Origin of the sequence: Bradyrhizobium sp. Rc3b (genome assembly GCF_900114915.1) — a bacterium.
In the GTDB taxonomy this organism is placed as follows: Bacteria; Pseudomonadota; Alphaproteobacteria; order Rhizobiales; family Xanthobacteraceae; genus Bradyrhizobium.
In genome coordinates this window covers 106797-122781 of sequence record NZ_FOUS01000024.1, presented here as the reverse complement: position 1 = coordinate 122781, position 15985 = coordinate 106797, and the positions used below count along the sequence as shown (strand labels likewise).

18 protein-coding genes are annotated in these 15985 nt (G+C 65.0%); 8 read left to right on the top strand and 10 right to left on the bottom strand.

Going from position 1 to position 15985, the window contains the following annotated elements; genetic code table 11:
- Both BM190_RS37305 and BM190_RS37300 read left to right on the top strand, forming a co-directional pair.
- The coding region (locus tag BM190_RS37305) for a DUF3124 domain-containing protein (RefSeq protein ID WP_143109170.1) at positions 1-297 on the top strand (297 nt) is incomplete at its 5' end.
- A gap of 88 nt (positions 298-385) precedes the next feature.
- Positions 386-1618 (top strand): aminotransferase-like domain-containing protein, encoded by a 1233-nt coding sequence (locus BM190_RS37300; RefSeq protein WP_092262601.1) that lies wholly within the window; start codon positions 386-388, stop codon positions 1616-1618.
- A gap of 10 nt (positions 1619-1628) precedes the next feature.
- Here BM190_RS37300 and hpaD read toward each other — a convergent pair whose 3' ends face one another.
- Positions 1629-2483: a 3,4-dihydroxyphenylacetate 2,3-dioxygenase gene (gene hpaD, locus BM190_RS37295; RefSeq protein WP_092262598.1), complete on the bottom strand. Its 855-nt coding sequence runs from the start codon at positions 2481-2483 to the stop codon at positions 1629-1631.
- A gap of 18 nt (positions 2484-2501) precedes the next feature.
- A complete protein-coding gene (locus BM190_RS37290; protein WP_026202606.1) occupies positions 2502-2774 on the bottom strand; it encodes a helix-turn-helix domain-containing protein in 273 nt (90 codons plus the stop codon).
- 158 nt (positions 2775-2932) lie between these two features.
- Here BM190_RS37290 and BM190_RS37285 point away from each other — a divergent pair, with 158 nt between their 5' ends.
- Both BM190_RS37285 and BM190_RS37280 read left to right on the top strand, forming a co-directional pair.
- Positions 2933-3385, top strand: a complete 453-nt coding sequence (locus BM190_RS37285; RefSeq protein ID WP_177237516.1) for a hypothetical protein — start codon at positions 2933-2935, stop codon at positions 3383-3385.
- Positions 3386-3480: 95 nt separating this feature from the next.
- Positions 3481-3720, top strand: a complete 240-nt coding sequence (locus BM190_RS37280) for a hypothetical protein (protein ID WP_092262629.1) — start codon at positions 3481-3483, stop codon at positions 3718-3720.
- A 180-nt stretch (positions 3721-3900) separates the two neighbouring features.
- Here BM190_RS37280 and BM190_RS37275 read toward each other — a convergent pair whose 3' ends face one another.
- From BM190_RS37275 to BM190_RS37245, 8 genes are all read right to left on the bottom strand, one after another.
- Complete coding sequence (locus BM190_RS37275) at positions 3901-4719, bottom strand: aldo/keto reductase (RefSeq protein WP_092262626.1); 819 nt, start codon at positions 4717-4719, stop codon at positions 3901-3903.
- 197 nt (positions 4720-4916) lie between these two features.
- Positions 4917-6491: an alkaline phosphatase D family protein gene (locus tag BM190_RS37270; RefSeq protein WP_092262593.1), complete on the bottom strand. Its 1575-nt coding sequence runs from the start codon at positions 6489-6491 to the stop codon at positions 4917-4919.
- A gap of 155 nt (positions 6492-6646) precedes the next feature.
- Complete coding sequence (locus tag BM190_RS37265; RefSeq protein ID WP_092262590.1) at positions 6647-7066, bottom strand: hypothetical protein; 420 nt, start codon at positions 7064-7066, stop codon at positions 6647-6649.
- A 105-nt stretch (positions 7067-7171) separates the two neighbouring features.
- The gene (locus BM190_RS37260) at positions 7172-8173 is read right to left on the bottom strand and encodes an NAD(P)H-dependent flavin oxidoreductase (protein WP_092262587.1); all 1002 of its coding nucleotides are present in this window, start codon (positions 8171-8173) and stop codon (positions 7172-7174) included.
- 315 nt (positions 8174-8488) lie between these two features.
- Positions 8489-10108, bottom strand: a complete 1620-nt coding sequence (locus BM190_RS37255; protein ID WP_018321725.1) for a DHA2 family efflux MFS transporter permease subunit — start codon at positions 10106-10108, stop codon at positions 8489-8491.
- Positions 10105-11253, bottom strand: coding sequence for an HlyD family secretion protein (locus BM190_RS37250; RefSeq protein WP_092262623.1), 1149 nt, complete (start codon positions 11251-11253; stop codon positions 10105-10107). The genes BM190_RS37255 and BM190_RS37250 overlap by 4 nt, the downstream gene beginning before the upstream one ends.
- Positions 11254-11453: 200 nt before the next feature.
- Positions 11454-11612, bottom strand: coding sequence for a hypothetical protein (locus tag BM190_RS40855; RefSeq protein WP_018321727.1), 159 nt, complete (start codon positions 11610-11612; stop codon positions 11454-11456).
- A 21-nt stretch (positions 11613-11633) separates the two neighbouring features.
- Entirely contained in the window at positions 11634-12008 is a 375-nt protein-coding gene (locus BM190_RS37245) for a PRC-barrel domain-containing protein (protein WP_092262584.1), read from the bottom strand.
- 141 nt (positions 12009-12149) lie between these two features.
- Between BM190_RS37245 and BM190_RS37240 the strand changes: the two genes are divergently transcribed.
- The 4 genes from BM190_RS37240 (at position 12150) to BM190_RS37225 (ending at position 15918) form a co-directional block, all read left to right on the top strand.
- On the top strand, positions 12150-13946 hold the full coding sequence (locus BM190_RS37240; RefSeq protein ID WP_092262582.1) for a thiamine pyrophosphate-requiring protein: 1797 nt from the start codon (positions 12150-12152) through the stop codon (positions 13944-13946).
- 8 nt (positions 13947-13954) lie between these two features.
- Positions 13955-14182 (top strand): hypothetical protein, encoded by a 228-nt coding sequence (locus BM190_RS37235; protein WP_018321730.1) that lies wholly within the window; start codon positions 13955-13957, stop codon positions 14180-14182.
- 85 nt (positions 14183-14267) lie between these two features.
- Complete coding sequence (locus BM190_RS37230) at positions 14268-14819, top strand: DUF4142 domain-containing protein (RefSeq protein ID WP_092262580.1); 552 nt, start codon at positions 14268-14270, stop codon at positions 14817-14819.
- 208 nt (positions 14820-15027) lie between these two features.
- The gene (locus tag BM190_RS37225; RefSeq protein ID WP_092262578.1) at positions 15028-15918 is read left to right on the top strand and encodes an SDR family oxidoreductase; all 891 of its coding nucleotides are present in this window, start codon (positions 15028-15030) and stop codon (positions 15916-15918) included.
- The last annotated feature ends 67 nt before the right edge of the window (positions 15919-15985 follow it).

Sequence of the window (15985 nt, the reverse complement as noted above, 5' to 3'; positions counted from 1 at the left end):
GCCTCCGAGACGCAAGCACTGGTGATCAAACGCATCGCCTATTTCGACACCGCAGGCAAGCAGGTCGAGAGTTATCTGAAGACGCCCGTGGCCTTGAGGCCACTCGCCACCGTCTCGATCTTCATTCCGACCGATGACGTCCGCGGCGGGACCGGGGCCAATTTCCTCGTCGACTGGGCCGCGACAGGCGAGATCGCCGAGCCCGTGGTCGAGGCCCTGATGGTTGGCGGCGTCGCCAATGCGCATTACGCTTTCATCAGCCAGGGCCGTCCGACCAGGACGGCCACAAAGAAGTGAGTCCGTCCCACCCGGACGGCTGGCAAGAAGTAAGGCTGGCCGGCGCAACACCGGCTGGCTCAACAAGAACAAAACGAGGAACACCCCCATGACGTCCAGCTTCGATTTCGCACCCCTGTTTCCGGCAGGGCTGCCGGCCCCTTCTGCGCGCTGGACGGGCCTTGCCAAGTACAGTTTCGTCGGCGGCAACAACGATTCCGAGCAACTGCCGCTCGAGGGCCTGATCGAGGCGACCACCTCAGCGTTACAGCGCGAAGGCCGGTCGCTCGCGACCTATGGGTTGGCGCATGGCCCGCAGGGTTACCTGCCCTTGCGCGAATTCCTGGTGACGAAGCTCAAGCGCGATGCCGGCATCAACTGCACCGTCGACGATCTCCTGATCGTGTCCGGCTCACTGCAGGCGCTCGACCTCGTCAACGCGACGCTGCTGACCCGCGGCGACACCGTCATTTTCGAGCAGGACAGCTATCAGGGCTCGCTGACCCGCCTGGCGCGGCTCGGCGTCAATGTGGTCGGCGTCCCCCTCGACAAGGACGGCATGCGCATGGACGTGCTGGCCGCGACACTGGCGGACCTGAAGAGCCGCGGCATCCGGCCGAAATACATCTACACCATTCCGACGGTGCAGAATCCGACCGGCAGCATCATGCCCGAGAGCCGCCGCACTGAGCTGGTACGGCTCGCGACCGAGTATGGCGTGCCGATCTTCGAGGACGATTGCTATGCCGACCTCGTCTGGTCGGGGCAGCGGCCGCCGGCGATCCATGCGATGAGCCCAAACGGCGGCGTGATCCATATCGGCTCGTTCTCCAAATCGATCGCGCCGGCGCTGCGCGTCGGCTTCATCGTGGCGCCCTGGGCGGTGATGTCGCGGATGCTGGCGCTGAAGACCGATGCCGGCTCCGGCGCGCTGGAGCAGATGGTGCTCGCCGCCTATTGCAAGCCGCATTTCGCAAGCCATGTGCCGGCGCTGACCAAGGCGCTGCGCACCAAGCTCGACACGCTGATGGAGGCGCTGAACGAGCAGTTCGGCACGGCAGCGGAATTCGAAGAGCCGAAGGGCGGCATCTTCCTCTGGGTCAAGCTGCCCGACCAGGTCGATACGCTGAAACTCTATCAGGCCGCACTCGCCGCCGGGGTCTCGATCAATCCGGGGCCGGAATGGTCGACCAACAAGAGCCATGCCAGCTCGCGGCTCAGGCTGTGCTTTGCGAGCCCGACGCATCAGCAGATCCGCGAGGGAGTCGCCGTGCTGGCCGAGGTCTGCCGCAAGGAATTCGGCGTGCCGGCCCGGAGTGCCAATGTGGAGAAGCGGGCTTGAAGCCGCGGCCTCACGCCTCGACGTGAAACTCCACGTTGACCTGGCCGGAGCCCGACGAGGGAAAATAGTCGCAGAGCTGCTCGGCGGCGCCGCGATAGTCGTACCAGCCGAGCGCGGCGAACAGCATGATGGTGTCGGCCATGCCGCCTTCGCCGTTGCACTTGGTGGCGTAATCCGGAAGCATGTCGAGGAATTCGCGGTAGCGGCGGCTCTGCCACAGCTCGAGCACGCGCAAATCGACCTGACGGTTGAACTCGCTGGCGACCGAGGTCCACGCCTCGGGGCCCAGCTTCTTGTTCGGCCAGAGCCGATGCGAGAGCGAACCGCTGGCGAGAATGGCGACGCGTTCACCGGATTCATCGATCGCGCGGCGGGTCGCTTCACCGAGGATCCGGCTCTCCTCGAATGAGGTGAAGAGCGGCGAGGCGACCGAGACGACCTTCGCGAAGCCGTCCCGGTTCAGGTAGTGCATCGGCACGACGGTGCCGTATTCGAGCCCGAGGCTGGCCACCTGATGGGCGATCACGTTCAGGCCGGCGTCCCCGGCCCTATCGGCGATGGCTTCGGCCAGGCGCGTGTCACCCGGCAAATCGTAGCGCAGATCCTGGATCATCTGCGGCGCCTCGTGGCTCGTGAACGAGCCGCAATGCCGCGCATTGGCATTGATGTGGTAGCCGAAATTGGAGAGCCAGTGGGTGTCGAACACCACGAAGCAGGTGACGCCGCGTTCTTTCGCCCGCCGGCCGAGCTCGCGCGGCGAATCGACGGCGGCTTTGCGCGCGTCACGTAACGGGCTGCCTGATAGCTCTGACAGCATCAGCGATGGAACGTGGGTGACCTTGGCCGCGAGTACGAGTTGCCCCATGGCGGTCACCTCGAAGCGTCAGGCCGCCTGTGGCTGGCTGCCGTGGATCGCGGAGGCCAGCCGCAGCAAGAGGACGATCGAGACGTTGCCCTTGCCGGCTTCGATCTGGGCGATATAGCGCTCGGAAATCCCGGAACGGCGGGCCAGCTCGCGGCGCGACAGGTCGCAGCGCATGCGCGAGGACCTCAAGCGATCGCCCAGCTCGGTCAGAAACGCGGTCTCGGAATAGGGCGGCACGGCACAACTCCCCGGCAGCACTTCGCCCGCAAAATCCATGACTTGATTCAGCATTGGTCTATCCAGGTTCGCCTTCGGGAAACGCCATCCTACCCCGGAAAAGACCGGCCTCATTGACGCGGATCAAATTCGCGAGCGATCGGCGGCAGCCATGGACGGAAGCGGGCGGGATGCTACACTTGGAGTTCTTCGAGGCGGGGTTTCTTCAGGACATGACGCGTTGTTTGAGCCGCTGGATCGCGGCTGCGATGCTGTGGGCGGCGATCACCTCCACGGCAGGTGCCGAGACGTTGACCGCGACGGTCGAGCAATGGGGCCTGCTCGGCTCGTGGGCGGTCGATTGCGCCGTCCGGCCCGACCGTGACAAGGGCGCGCTCCTGACTTACGAAATCCGGAAGGACGGCCGGGTGATGTACCGGCGCAATTTCGGCGAGGCCAATGACGAGAACGAGGTGGTGTCGGCCACCGTCGGCGCCGAGGGCCTGCTTAATGTGATGGTGTACTTCCCCTCGCTGCACCAGGCGCGTGAGTTCGGGCTGCTGCTGGCGAAGGATGGCAGCCTGCGCGCGATCTACAATCGCAGCGAGCGCGGCGAGTACACGATCAGGGACGGCAAGTACGTCGCGACAGGCGCGCCGACGCCGGCGCAGCAACGCTGCGATTAGTCACCTGAACAGCTGTTCAGAATTCTCCCGCGTTTCCTCCGGAACGTTCGCGCGAATGCGCGGTTTAGATTTGCATTCGATTGGAGGAGGACATCATGAAGAAGCTTGGTTATGTGGTTGCGGCCCTGGGTGCGCTCGTGATCGCGGCGCCGACGCTGGCGAGCGCGGAGACGGTGGTGATCAAGCGCGGCGGCTACCACCACCATCATCACGGGCCGTACGGCGCTCGCGCCGAATTCCGCGGCCATCGCGACCATGGTTGGCATCGTGGCTGGCACAATCGCGACAAGGTCGTGGTGATCAAGCGCAGCCATCGCCATCACCACTGGGACTAACGCGCGACGCATCATGGAAATGGCCCCTCTCGGGGGCCATTTCTTTTGCGTGTCGTCAGTCTTGTAGGGTGGGCAAAGCGAAGCGTGCCCACCGCTTCCATAGTGATTGAGAGGTGGTGGGCACGGCGCAAGTGCGCCTTTGCCCACCCTACGAGCCTGCCATGCGCGTTTGAAACGAAGCTAATCCCACGCCGGCGCAAAGCCCGGATTGACGCAGCGGCGGTCCTTCGGCAGCGCCGCGATCTTGTTGCGGTCGGCATCGTCGAGCGTGATCTTCAGCGCATCGAGATTGGCCTGCTGGCTCTCCCGGCGCGAGGCCTTCGGAATCGCGGCGACGCCGTCCTGATCGAGCAGCCATTTCAGCGCCACCTGCGCGGCGGTCGCGTTGTGCCTGGCTCCGATCTCCGCCAGCACCGGCTCCGAAGCGATGCGGCCTTGCGCGAGCGGGCAATAGGCCACCAGAGGGATCGACTTCGCGGCGAGATAGGCCAGCACCTTCGATTGATCGAGCATGGCGTGATATTCGATCTGGTTGCAGGCGATCGGCGCCCTGATGTCCTCGACCACGGTCTTGAGCAGTGCCGTGGAAAAATTGGCAACGCCAATCGCCCGCGTGCGTCCCTCCTGCTTCAGCTTCATCAGGGTCTCGAACACCGCACCCCAGTTCGCAGCCTTCGACGGCCAGTGCACGAGATAGAGATCGACATGATCGAGCCTGAGCTTGTTCAGGCTGGCATCGAAGGCCCGCCGGATCGCGTCGGTGTTGAGGTTCTCATGCCAGACCTTGGTCGTGACGTGCAGCTCGCCGCGCGGAAGGCGAGCCGCGGCAAGGGCAGCGCCGATGGGTTCTTCGTTGGCGTACATCTCGGCGGTGTCGATGTGGCGATAGCCGATCGACAGCGCGCTCTCGACCGCGGCGCGGCAGGCATCGCCCTGCAGGCGGAAGGTGCCGAGGCCGAGCTTGGGCACGCTGATGCCCTGTGTCTTCAGATTGTCCATGAACAGGCTCCTGACGTCGTTCAACCCGCTGGAAGCACGCGGCGTTGCCGCGTGGGCGGACTCTTCGGTGATGGAAAAGAGATGGCGGGAGCGAGCAGCATAGCCCGGCATGGGCAGCGCGGCCAATCAAGATCGGGTTAGCGGCGCGCCATGCCTATCCTTCGTCATGGCCGGACCCGCGCACAGAGTATCGCCCCTCACGAATGCTGCGCCACCACGGCCGGGCGGATCTGCGGTTGCGGCGCGATGTCGACCGACCAGAGGTCGCGATTGTCGACGTCCTTCAAGGTCACGGTCATCACGCCGCTGGCGCCGTCGATGTCGACGCGGCCGAAGAATTGCAGTCCGAAACACGGCGCCAAATTCTCGCCCTGCGCCGCACTGCAGCCGTTCTGGTACATCGCGACCGGACCAAAGGTGTCGTCAAGCTCACCCGGGCCCCAGGTGCCGGCGTGTAGCGGGCCGGAAACGAACTCCCAGAACGGCTCGAAGTCTTGAAACTGCGCCTTGCCGGGATCGTAATAATGCGCGGCGGTGTAGTGCATATCGGCGGTGAGCCAGACGATATTGCGCACGCCGGCGCACTTGATGGAGGCCAGAAGGTCGGCGATCTCGTGCTCGCGCCGGTCGGGCGGACCATCGCCAAGCGCGACGGCGTCGAGACTGATCAGGCCGATCGGAAGATCAGCCGCAATCACCTTCCAGGTTGCGCGCGAGGCCGCGAGCTCGCGCTTCAGCCAGGCGAGCTGCTCGACACCCAAGATCCAGCCGCGGTGATCGCCGCCCTTGTTCCAGCTATCGTCGCGATAGCTGCGCATGTCGATCATGAAGACGTCGAGCAGCGGGCCGTAGGCGATCTTGCGATAGACCCGGCCTTGCTGCGCGCCGATATCGCGGATCGGCATGAAGTCGAAGAAGGCGCGGCAGGCGCGCGCAATCAGGCGCGGGGTGCCGTCGTCCTCATAGCCGGCCTCGTCGTGGCTGCCGGTCGGCGACCAGTCGTTGGTGACCTCGTGGTCGTCCCACTGCGCGAACATCGGCACCTCGGCGTGGAAGGCGCGAAAGTTCTCGTCGAGATGGTTGTATTTGTAATTGCCGCGAAACTGCGCCAGCGTGTGCGCGACCTCGGACTTTTCCTCGGTCACGAGGTTGTGCCAGATCTCGCCGTTCGGCAGCTTCTGCTCGGAAGGAACCGTGCAGTCGGCGTAGATGTGATCGCCGGAGTGGATGAAGAAATCCGGGCGGTTGTCGAGCATGGTGCGATAGCTGCGATAGCCGCCGCGCGAAATGTCGATGCCCCAGCCCTGCCCCGCGACATCCCCGGACCACAGGAACGAGATCGAGCGGCCAGCGGACGGCGCGGTGCGGAAATGGCCGATGCGGCTTTCGCCGGCAATGCCGGTCGCGACGTCGTCGAAGCGCACGCGGTAGAAGATATCCTGGCCGGGCGGCAGATCGTTCAGCAGCAGCTTTGCGGTGAAATCCGCATCAAGCAGAGCGTCGCGCGAAGCTGACGCAATGATGGTCTTGAAGCTCTCGACGGTCGAGCATTCCACCTGCATCCGCGCGGGCCGGTCGGCGCGCGCCCAGATCACGGCGGAGTCGCCAGAAACATCGCCGGACTGAATACCGCCCGCGACTTGTGGCCGGTCGGCGGCGCGGCTGAGGTGCGGCATTGAGAGCGTGCCGAGCGAGGCGACGGCGAGGCTGGAGGTCGAGCGGACCAGGAATTGCCGCCGGGTCCATGCGCGCGAAGCGCGGAGCGTTGCCATTCAGGAAACCTTCGTCGAATCGCGACGGAAGGTGCCTGCGCTCCTTGACTCCTACCCTTACGGTTTCTTGACTCCGCGCCTACGGTTTTGCGACGCGCGGATGACGGGGCGAGATAGCCCCGCAGGCGGGGAGAGGCGTAGAAGAAACGAAGCGTCTAGCGCTGCCAGTTGCAGATGCCGCCGGAACGACAGGGCCAGGTCTGGATGCGGGTATCTCTCGCCTGTGCATCAAGCGGATTGCTGCGGCGATGCGCGAGCTTGGCGCGGGCTCCACCGCGCGGCTGCGCGGGCTTGCCGTGCGCGACCTTCGGCTCGGCTACGCGGACACGCTCGGCGGCAACCTTCTTCGGCACGTCGACCGGCTCGGCGCGGGCCTGCGCCTCGTTGCCACCCTTCGCCTCGAGTGCGACCGGCGCAAACTGCGTCTCGGGCCCGAGCCGCTTCGGCGACAGAACTGCCTTCGAAAGGTCGACGCCGAGATATTCGTCTGGCTTGTAGTCGTCAGCGCGCGCGAAGCCGCCCCATGCGATCACGAGGGCAACGGCAACTGCAAAAGAAACGCTTTTCAGGACCACGGACGCCTCCTGAAATTGATTTTGAAGGTATTTTATCCTTATTTAGGAGGCCTCGCGCGCGATTCCAGCGTCCATTTGCCGCCGTGGTTAAGAAGTTTGGCGGTGTCAGGCGACCTTTCGCGTCGCCCCCGTCCCATCCAGGAACCCCATCAGACGGCTGCGGATGATCTGTTCCGCCTCGCTCATGATGCGATCGACGAGTTCCTTGCAGGAGGGGATGTCATGGATCAACCCTGCGGCCATGCCGCAGCTCCAGGCGCCGGCGTCCATCTGTCCCTCCAGCATGATCCTGGGATAGACGCCCGCGACCTGGTCGTGGATGTCATCGATCTTCAGCTTGTCGCCCTTCTCGCGCTCGATCTCGATGAGGCGATCGACATTGGCGTTCCTCAGCACGCGTTCGGTATTGCGCAGGCTCCGCATGATCAGGCGGGTGTCGAGCTCGGTCGCGGCGACCAGCGCGTTCTTCACGTTCTGATGCACCGGCGCTTCCTTGGTGGCGATGAAGCGCGTGCCCATGTTCATGCCGGCCGCGCCCAGCGACAATGCCGCGACGAGGCTGCGCCCGTCGGCCATGCCGCCGGAGGCGACGAACGGGATCTTCAATTCCTCCGCCGCGCGCGGCAGCAGGATCATGTTGGGAATGTCATCCTCGCCGGGATGACCGCCGCACTCGAAGCCGTCGACGCTGACAGCGTCGCAGCCGATCCGCTCGGCCTTGAGTGAGTGACGCACCGAGGTGCATTTGTGGATGACCTTGATGCCCGCCGCCTTCAGCGCCGGCATGTATTGTTCGGGGCTGCGGCCCGCCGTCTCCACCGCCTTGATGCCGCCCTCGACGATGGCCGCGATGTATTCCGGATAGGGCGGCGCCGCGAAGGTCGGCAGGAAGGTGAGGTTCACGCCGAACGGCTTGTCGGTCATGTCGCGGCAGCGCGCGATTTCCTTGGCGAGCAATTCCGGCGTCTTCTGCGTGAGGCCGGTGATGATGCCGAGCCCGCCGGCATTGGAGACGGCAGCGGCCAGCTCGGCAAAGCCGACGAAATGCATGCCGCCCTGGATGATGGGGTGCTCGATGCCGAACAGCTCGGTGATCGCGGTCTTCACTTAATTCGCCTCCCGGAATTTGCTCAGGTTGGGTTCAGTCTAGCCGGACTTTTGCGCCGCGGTCACCATTTCTCTCCGAGGGAGCGGGCCAAAGGAGCCGAGGAGGTGAGTCGAGACACCAAGTCTGGTTGCAAGTCCCGTCATCCTGAGGTGCGATCCTAGCGGCGCAGGCGCGCCGCTAGGTGAGCCTCGAAGGATGTACGGCCCAGCTGCGAGCCGGGCCGTCTCCCTTCGAGGGCCGCTGAAGAAGCGGCCACCTCAGGGTGACGGGGAGACAGCGTCAATCGCGGTAAGACCAAGCCACAGTGCATACTCTCAATGTCCCCGCGCCGGCGCGCCCAGCTTGATCGGCCGCAGCACCGCCGCCGTGGGGATCATCAGCACCGCAATGATCGCCAGCGTCCAGAACACGTCGATATAGGCGAGCAGATCAACCTGCTGCTGCAAGGTGCGGCCGACCCAGGCGAGCGCCTGTGACGCGGCATCGCTCGCATTCGACCCTTGCGCCTGGAAGTAGCGCGTCATCGCGTCGATGGTCTGCTGATAGCCGAGGTCGGATGGCGCGGCGTGCTCGATCAGTCGGCTCTGGTGGAATTGCTGGCGCTGCGCCAGAACCGTCTGCGCCAGCGCGACGCCCATGGATCCGCCGATGTTGCGGGCGACGTTGATCAGCGCAGAAGCCTGGTTGGTCTTGTCGGGCGGCACGCCATCGTAGGACGCGGTCGTCACCGGCAGGAACAGAAAGGGCAGGCCCAGCGCGAGGAAGATGCGCGACAGCGCCGCATAGCCATAGGTGATGTCGCCGGTGAGTCCGGTGAGATGCCACATCGAGAACGCGACGATGGCAGCGCCGAACATGATCAGATATTTCGGCTGCACTGTGCTGACGAGGCGGCCGACCACCGGCATCAGCACCAGGGTCGCGATGCCGCCGGGCGACAGCGCGAGGCCGGCCAGCATCGCCGTGTAGTTCAGCTCGGTCTGGAGCAGTTGCGGCAGCAGCTGGGTGGTCGAGATCAGCACCGCGCCCGTGCCGAGCATCACCAGGAAGCAGGCGGCGAACTGGCGCCGGCCGAGCAAGCGAAGATCGACGATGGGATCTTCCCGCGTCAGCTCCCACGGGATCAGCGCGAGCAGCGAGACCGCGGCCAGCACCGCGAAGACGACGATCATGTTCGACCCGAACCAGTCGTTGCGCTGACCCTCGTCGAGGACGAATTCGAGCGAGCCGAGCCCGATCGCGACCAGCAGGAAGCCGACATAGTCGACGCGCAGGCCCTTGCTCAGCAGCTTCTCCCTCTCCTCCTCCGCGCCCGACGGCTCCTTGACCAGCGTACCGACCAGGAACAGCGAGAGCAGCCCCATCGGCACGTTGATCAGGAACACCCAGTGCCAGCTGTAGGTATCGGTGATCCAGCCGCCGAGCGTCGGACCGATCACCGGCGCGACCACGACGGCGACGCCGTAGATGGCGAAAGCCTGGCCGCGCTTGTGCGGCGGGAAGGAGTCGGCGAGGATCGCCTGCTCGCTGGTGGCCATGCCGCCGCCGCCGAGGCCCTGCAGGATGCGGAACAGCACCAGCGATTGCAGATTCCAGGCGAAGCCGCACAGCAGCGATGCGATCGAGAAGATCGCGACGCATATCATGTAGAAGCGCTTGCGGCCGATCACCGTCGACAGCCAGCCCGAGATCGACAGCACGATCGCGTTGGCGACGAGATAGCTGGTGATGACATAGGTGCTCTCGTCGATGCCGACCGCGAGCCCGCCGGCGATGTGGCGAAGCGCGACATTGGCGATGGTGGTGTCGAGCACCTCCATGAAGGTCGCGATCGAGACCACGAAGGCGATCAAATAGGGATTGTGCCCGCCGGCCGCGGAGCGCTCCGGCGACCAGCCGCCTGCGGATGCGCCGCCTTGCGCAGCGTCCGTCATCGCACCCTGGTCCAGGGCACGACCGACATGCCGGGACCGACCGGCAGATCGGCCGGCCAGTTGTCGACCACGATCTTCACCGGCACGCGCTGCACCACCTTGACGTAGTTGCCGGTCGCGTTCTCCGCCGGCAGCAGGCTGAACGCGGTGCCGGAGCCGGGCTGCACGGAATCGACGTGGCCGGTGAGCTTGCTGCCGGGATAGGCATCGATGCGGATCTCGACCGGCTGGCCCGGACGCATGTCGCCCAGCTGCGTCTCCTTGTAGTTGGCGACGATCCAGACCTCGTCGGGCACGAACATCATCAGGCTCTGCCCCGCCGTGACGAAGGTGCCCTTGGCGCCCGAGAGCTTGACGACACGGCCCGATTGCGCCGCGACGACGTTGGTGTACTGCAAGTTCAGCTTGGCTTGATCGAGCTGCGCCTGCGACTGCTCAAGCTGCGCCTTGGCGCCTTCGAGCTGAGCTTGCAGCGTCTTGATGCCGAGTTGCGCCGAGGTCACCGCGGTCTTGGCGCGCTCGGTGTTGGCCTGCTGGGCCTGAAGGTCGGAACGGGTCTGCTGCTGGCGCTGCACGGTGCCGGCACCCTTCTCGACGAGATCCTCGGCGCGCTTGAACTCCTCCTGCGCGAACTGCAGCTGAGCCTGCGCCTGTTCGAGCTGCGCCTGGGCCTGCTTGATCTGCTCCTGCTGCGAATCGATCTGCGCCTCGACGTTGGCGACGTTCGCCTTGGCGCTGGCAACCTGCGCATTGGCCTGATCGATGGCGATACGGTAGTCGCGCTCGTCGATCCTGGCGAGGAGATCGCCCGCACTGACGTGCTGGTTGTCCGTCACCGGGATGTCGGTCACATAGCCGCCGACCTTCGAGGCCACCGAAAAGCTGCGCGCGGCGACGAAGGCATCGTCGGTGGATTCATAGTGGCGCGCCTCGAGCCAATAGAGCAGACCGCCAACGAGCGCGGCGATCAGCACGAAGGCGCCGGCGGTTGCCAGCAGCCAATGCTGACGAAGCCGGTCTCGCAGCGACGGCGCCTTCGCCGGCTGACTGGTCTCGCTTGTATGATCGGGAGGCGTTCTTGGCGCTTCCTTCGCCCTCTGCGGTTGCTCCGCGGACGGCCCACGCTCCCGGGTTTGAGCATCCACGGCCAACACCTTTCTCGGGACTCAACCGGCGGCAGGTGGCAACGAGCCGCCTCGCCCGCCGCGAGCCTAACCGCAGCACCGAAGCATGGTTCCGCATCGCGAGAGGCCCGCCGCCATTCGTGAATGCCTGCTCAAAAAGGAAGCGCGGCACAGTTGCGTGCCGCGCTCGTCTCTGACGTCTCACGGGAAGCCCGCCTGTCTCAGTGCGTCTTCGTCTCGTGCCATTTCTCGAGATCGGGCTTCTCCTCGTCCGATCCCTGCTCCTTTTCCGGATTGCCCTTCCAGGGCTTGTCCGTCTGCCGGTGCGAACCCCAGTCGTTCTGCTGCCGGGGATCGTCGTTGGGCCGTTCCTTGCTCATCGATCTCCCTTTCCGGGAACGTCAAGCGAAGGGAACACCGTAATAGGAGTTGATGCCGCGCACAGCTGCGTCATCACCCCAGTTCCAATCGCTTCGTTCGCCATATTTCGGGGCCCCTTCCAGTTCCTTGGTGGTGATGCCGGTGACATACCCGCCAAGCTCCGTGTCGTATTTCAGCGACTGCCAGGGCAACGGATAGTGGTCGTTGCCGAGGCCCAGGAATCCGCCGAAGCCGAGCACGGCGTAAGACACCCTGCCGCTGACCTTGTCGATCATCACGCGTTCGATCGAACCGATCCGGTTGCTGTCGGCGCCGTAGACCGACGTTCCCTCGACCTTGTCGCTGCCGATCAGCCGTCCCATCTCGCTGCGGCCCAGCTCGCCTTGATTCAGCATCTTAATCCTCCACTCAGCCAATATGAATCAACCGGATGAGCAAGCGATCGTTCCGGCGCAGATGTTCCCGGAAGCGAGCCAGGAACATCGCAGGGAAGGAGCCGTTCTCTGAACTTCACGCACAACCGAGAGCCACGCGCGATGTCTCAGACCGTCTCCGACTTCATCGTCCAGCGTCTGCATCAATGGGGCGTGCGACACATCTTCGGCTATCCCGGCGACGGCATCAACGGCGTGTTCGGCGCGATGAGCCGGGCCCAAGGCAAGGCAGAAGAGATCGGCTTCGTGCAGGCGCGGCACGAGGAGATGGCGGCATTCATGGCCAGCGCCTACGCAAAATTCTCAGGGCAGCTCGGCGTCTGCATCGCGACCTCGGGCCCAGGTGCCTCGCATCTCATCACCGGGCTCTACGATGCGCTGCTCGATCACCAGCCGGTGCTGGCGATTGTCGGCCAGCAGGCCCGCAACGCTCTCGGCGGACACTATCAGCAGGAGCTCGACCTTCTCTCGATGTTCAAGGACGTCGCCGGCGCCTACGTCATGCAGGCATCCTCGCCTGCGCAAGTGCGACACCTGATCGACCGAGCGGTGCGGATCGCGCTGGCGCGGCGGACCCCGACCGCGATCATCCTGCCCAACGACCTGCAGGAAGAAGCCTTCGAGAGCCCGCCACGTGCACACGGCACGCTGCATTCCGGCATTGGTTACAGCGCGCCCAGCATTATGCCGCGTGAGGCCGATCTCGATCGCGCCGCGGAAGTGCTGAATGCCGGCAGGAAGGTCGCGATGCTCGTCGGCGCCGGCGCGCTTGGCGCAACCGACGAGGTGATCGCCGTCGCTGACCGCCTCTCGGCCGGCTGCGCCAAGGCGCTGCTCGGCAAGGCAGCGCTGCCCGACGACCTGCCGTGGGTCACCGGCTCGATCGGCCTGCTCGGCACCGAGCCCAGCTACAACATGATGATGGAATGCGACACGCTGCTGATGGTCGGCTCCGCCTTCCCCTACGCCGAGTTCCTGCCGAAGGAAGGCGCGGCGCGGGGCGTGCAGATCGACATCGACGCCGGCATGATGTCGATCCGCTTTCCCATGGAGGTCGGCCTCGTGGGCGACGCCGCCGAGACGCTGCGCGCACTGTTGCCGCGGCTGAAACCCAAGAGCGACGGCGCCTGGCGCCAGGGTATCGAAGACGACGTCACGACATGGTGGAAAACGCTGGATGGCCGGGCACATCAGCCGGCAGCGCCGGTCAATCCGCAGCTCGTCGCCTGGGAATTGTCCCCGCGCCTGCCCGACCGCGCGATCATCACCAGCGATTCCGGCTCCTGCGCCAACTGGTTCGCCCGCGACCTGAAGATGCGGCGCGGCATGACGGCCTCGCTCTCCGGCGGCCTCGCCTCGATGGGCGCCGCGGTGCCCTATGCGCTCGCCGCGAAGTACGCCCATCCGGACCGTCCGGTGATTGCCCTCGTCGGCGACGGCGCGATGCAGATGAACAACATGGCCGAATTGATCACCGCTGCGAAATACTGGCGCTCCTGGCGCGACCCGCGCTTCATCGTCTGCGTCTTCAACAACGAGGACCTCAACCAGGTGACCTGGGAGCAGCGCATCATCAACGGCGATCCCAAATTCGAAGCCTCGCAGCGCATTCCCGACGTCTCCTATTCACGCTTCGCCGAGCTCATCGGCCTGCGCGGCATCTTCGTCGACAGCCCGCAGCTGCTCGGCTCGGCCTGGGAGCAGGCGCTGGGAAGCGAGATGCCCGTCGTGCTGGAGGTGAAGACCGATCCCGAAGTGCCGCCGCTGCCGCCGCATATCACGCTTCAGCAGGCCAAGAACTTCTCGCTCGCCCTCTTGAAGGGCGATCCGAACGAAAGCGGGATGATCAAGGGAGCAGCGCGGCAGGTGCTCGAAACGATCCTGCCCGGAAAGCAATGAGGTCAACCATGAGTGACTTTCGCGACATCCAGCACGGCGTCAACGATCCCGTCGACGGCGTCGACGTGAAATACCATTTCAACGACAACAAGACTCCGCACGAGCGCGCGCAGCACCATGCCGATGTGCGTGCCGACGCCACGGCCGCCCCCGCCGAGCCGTTTCTGCCCGAGCGGCTTCGACGCAAACCGACCGATCCCATCAATCCGCGCACCGGGCGGAATCCGACGGATTAGTCGTTAGGAACCTCGGTGCATGCGACGTGTTGATCGGCGCAACACCACGCGGCAAGAGGCCGCGCGCCCACGGAGGGACCGAACCATGAAACGTACCATCATCGCCCTTGCCTGCGTGCTTGTCGCCGGGCCCGCGATCGCCCAGTCGCTGGGCGAGAAGACCGGCGTCAATTCGGCGCTCGGCGTCGCGCCAACGACTGCCGACTTCGTCAAGCAGGTCGCCATCAGCGACATGTTCGAGATCGAGTCGAGCAACCTTGCCACGCAAAAGGGCAACGCGCAGGAGAAGAGCTTCGCGCAACAGATGGTGACCGACCACACCAAGACCAGCACCGAGCTCAAGGGCCTCGTCGGTGACGGCAAGGTGCAGGCGACCCTGCCGACGGCGCTCGACAGCTCGCACCAGAGCAAGCTCGACAAGCTCAAGAGTGCGAATGGCAAGGACTTCAGCTCGGACTACAATTCCTATCAGGTGAGCGCCCATGAGGATGCCGTGTCGCTGTTCGAGCGCTACGCCAAGGGCGGCGACAATTCCACGCTGAAGGATTGGGCCGGCAAGACTCTGCCGGCGCTCAAGCACCATCTCGACATGGCCAAGGAGCTCGGCAAGGCGCCGAGCGTCGGCCAGGCGAAGTAAACCTCGAACGCGGGCGCCGGCTTTGCCGGCGTCCTCTGCGTCCCGGCACCGATGCCTGTCTCCCGTGGATTGCGATCACGGACGTCGCGGAGAGCATCGTGGCCCAGCAGGACAGGACCCCAATATCCAGCCGGCACGTCGTTCGCGCCGCGAGCATGTCGCTCGCCGCGGCACGCTGGCGTCTTCCACCGCGAAAGGAGATCCGCACATGGCCGAGCAGCCGCTGATCGATCCCGTCGGCCGCTTTCCGAAGCCGCCGTTCAAAAAGCAGTCGCAGCCCTGGCCGGGCCTCGCCGGCAAGATGGAGCCGCGGCCGGACCATGGCGAGACCAGCTACAAGGGCTCCGGTCGGCTCGCCGGCCGCAAGGCGCTGATCACCGGCGGCGATTCCGGCATGGGCCGCGCCGCCGCCATTGCCTATGCGCGCGAAGGCGCCGACGTCGCCATCAATTACCTGGCGGCAGAAGAGCCGGATGCGCAGGAGGTGATCGCGCTGATCAAGAAGGAAGGTCGCACCGGGCTGGCGATCCCCGGCGATCTCCAGGAGGAAGCGTTCTGCAAAAGGCTGGTCGAGCAGACCGTGCGAGATCTTGGCGGTCTCGACATCATCGTCAACAATGCCGCCCGGCAGCAGGCGCGCGCCTCCATCCTCGACGTCTCCTCGGAGGACTTCGACGCAACCATGAAGACCAACATCTACGCGCCATTCTGGATCATCAAGGCGGCGCTGCCGCATCTCAAGCCAGGATCCTGCATCATCGGCACGACCTCCGAGCAGGCTTACGATCCCTCGCCCGATCTCTACGATTATGCGCAGACCAAGGCAGCGACGATGAACTATGTGAAGGCACTGGCCAAGCAGCTGGCGTCGAAGGGCATCCGCGTCAACGGCGTGGCGCCCGGGCCGATCTGGACGCCGCTTCAGGTCTCCGGCGGCGCAACGATGGAGAAGCTCGAGAAATTCGGCGGCATGACGCCGCTCGGCCGCCCCGGCCAGCCGGTCGAGCTCGCCTCGATCTACGTGCAGCTTGCCGCCGCCGACGCCAGCTATGCGACCGGCCAGGTTTACGGGGCGGCGGGTGGATCGGGGCAGCCTTAGCAGAGCTGGGACGCTCGCTGGAGCTCAGGAACCATCTTTGTCTCCAAGCTTTTACAAATCTGTCATG

Excerpts from the sequence above, each read along its gene's own strand:
- BM190_RS40855 (WP_018321727.1), bottom strand. The coding sequence starts at position 11,612 with ATGAGCAAGGAACGGCCCAACGACGATCCCCGGCAGCAGAACGACTGG.
- BM190_RS37235 (WP_018321730.1), top strand. The coding sequence starts at position 13,955 with ATGAGTGACTTTCGCGACATCCAGCACGGCGTCAACGATCCCGTCGAC.
- BM190_RS37275 (WP_092262626.1), bottom strand. The coding sequence starts at position 4,719 with ATGGACAATCTGAAGACACAGGGCATCAGCGTGCCCAAGCTCGGCCTC.
- BM190_RS37225 (WP_092262578.1), top strand. The coding sequence starts at position 15,028 with ATGGCCGAGCAGCCGCTGATCGATCCCGTCGGCCGCTTTCCGAAGCCG.
- BM190_RS37255 (WP_018321725.1), bottom strand. The coding sequence starts at position 10,108 with ATGACGGACGCTGCGCAAGGCGGCGCATCCGCAGGCGGCTGGTCGCCG.
- BM190_RS37280 (WP_092262629.1), top strand. The coding sequence starts at position 3,481 with ATGAAGAAGCTTGGTTATGTGGTTGCGGCCCTGGGTGCGCTCGTGATC.
- BM190_RS37285 (WP_177237516.1), top strand. The coding sequence starts at position 2,933 with ATGACGCGTTGTTTGAGCCGCTGGATCGCGGCTGCGATGCTGTGGGCG.
- BM190_RS37270 (WP_092262593.1), bottom strand. The coding sequence starts at position 6,491 with ATGGCAACGCTCCGCGCTTCGCGCGCATGGACCCGGCGGCAATTCCTG.
- BM190_RS37245 (WP_092262584.1), bottom strand. The coding sequence starts at position 12,008 with ATGCTGAATCAAGGCGAGCTGGGCCGCAGCGAGATGGGACGGCTGATC.
- hpaD (WP_092262598.1), bottom strand. The coding sequence starts at position 2,483 with ATGGGGCAACTCGTACTCGCGGCCAAGGTCACCCACGTTCCATCGCTG.
- BM190_RS37300 (WP_092262601.1), top strand. The coding sequence starts at position 386 with ATGACGTCCAGCTTCGATTTCGCACCCCTGTTTCCGGCAGGGCTGCCG.
- BM190_RS37230 (WP_092262580.1), top strand. The coding sequence starts at position 14,268 with ATGAAACGTACCATCATCGCCCTTGCCTGCGTGCTTGTCGCCGGGCCC.
- BM190_RS37290 (WP_026202606.1), bottom strand. The coding sequence starts at position 2,774 with ATGCTGAATCAAGTCATGGATTTTGCGGGCGAAGTGCTGCCGGGGAGT.
- BM190_RS37240 (WP_092262582.1), top strand. The coding sequence starts at position 12,150 with ATGTCTCAGACCGTCTCCGACTTCATCGTCCAGCGTCTGCATCAATGG.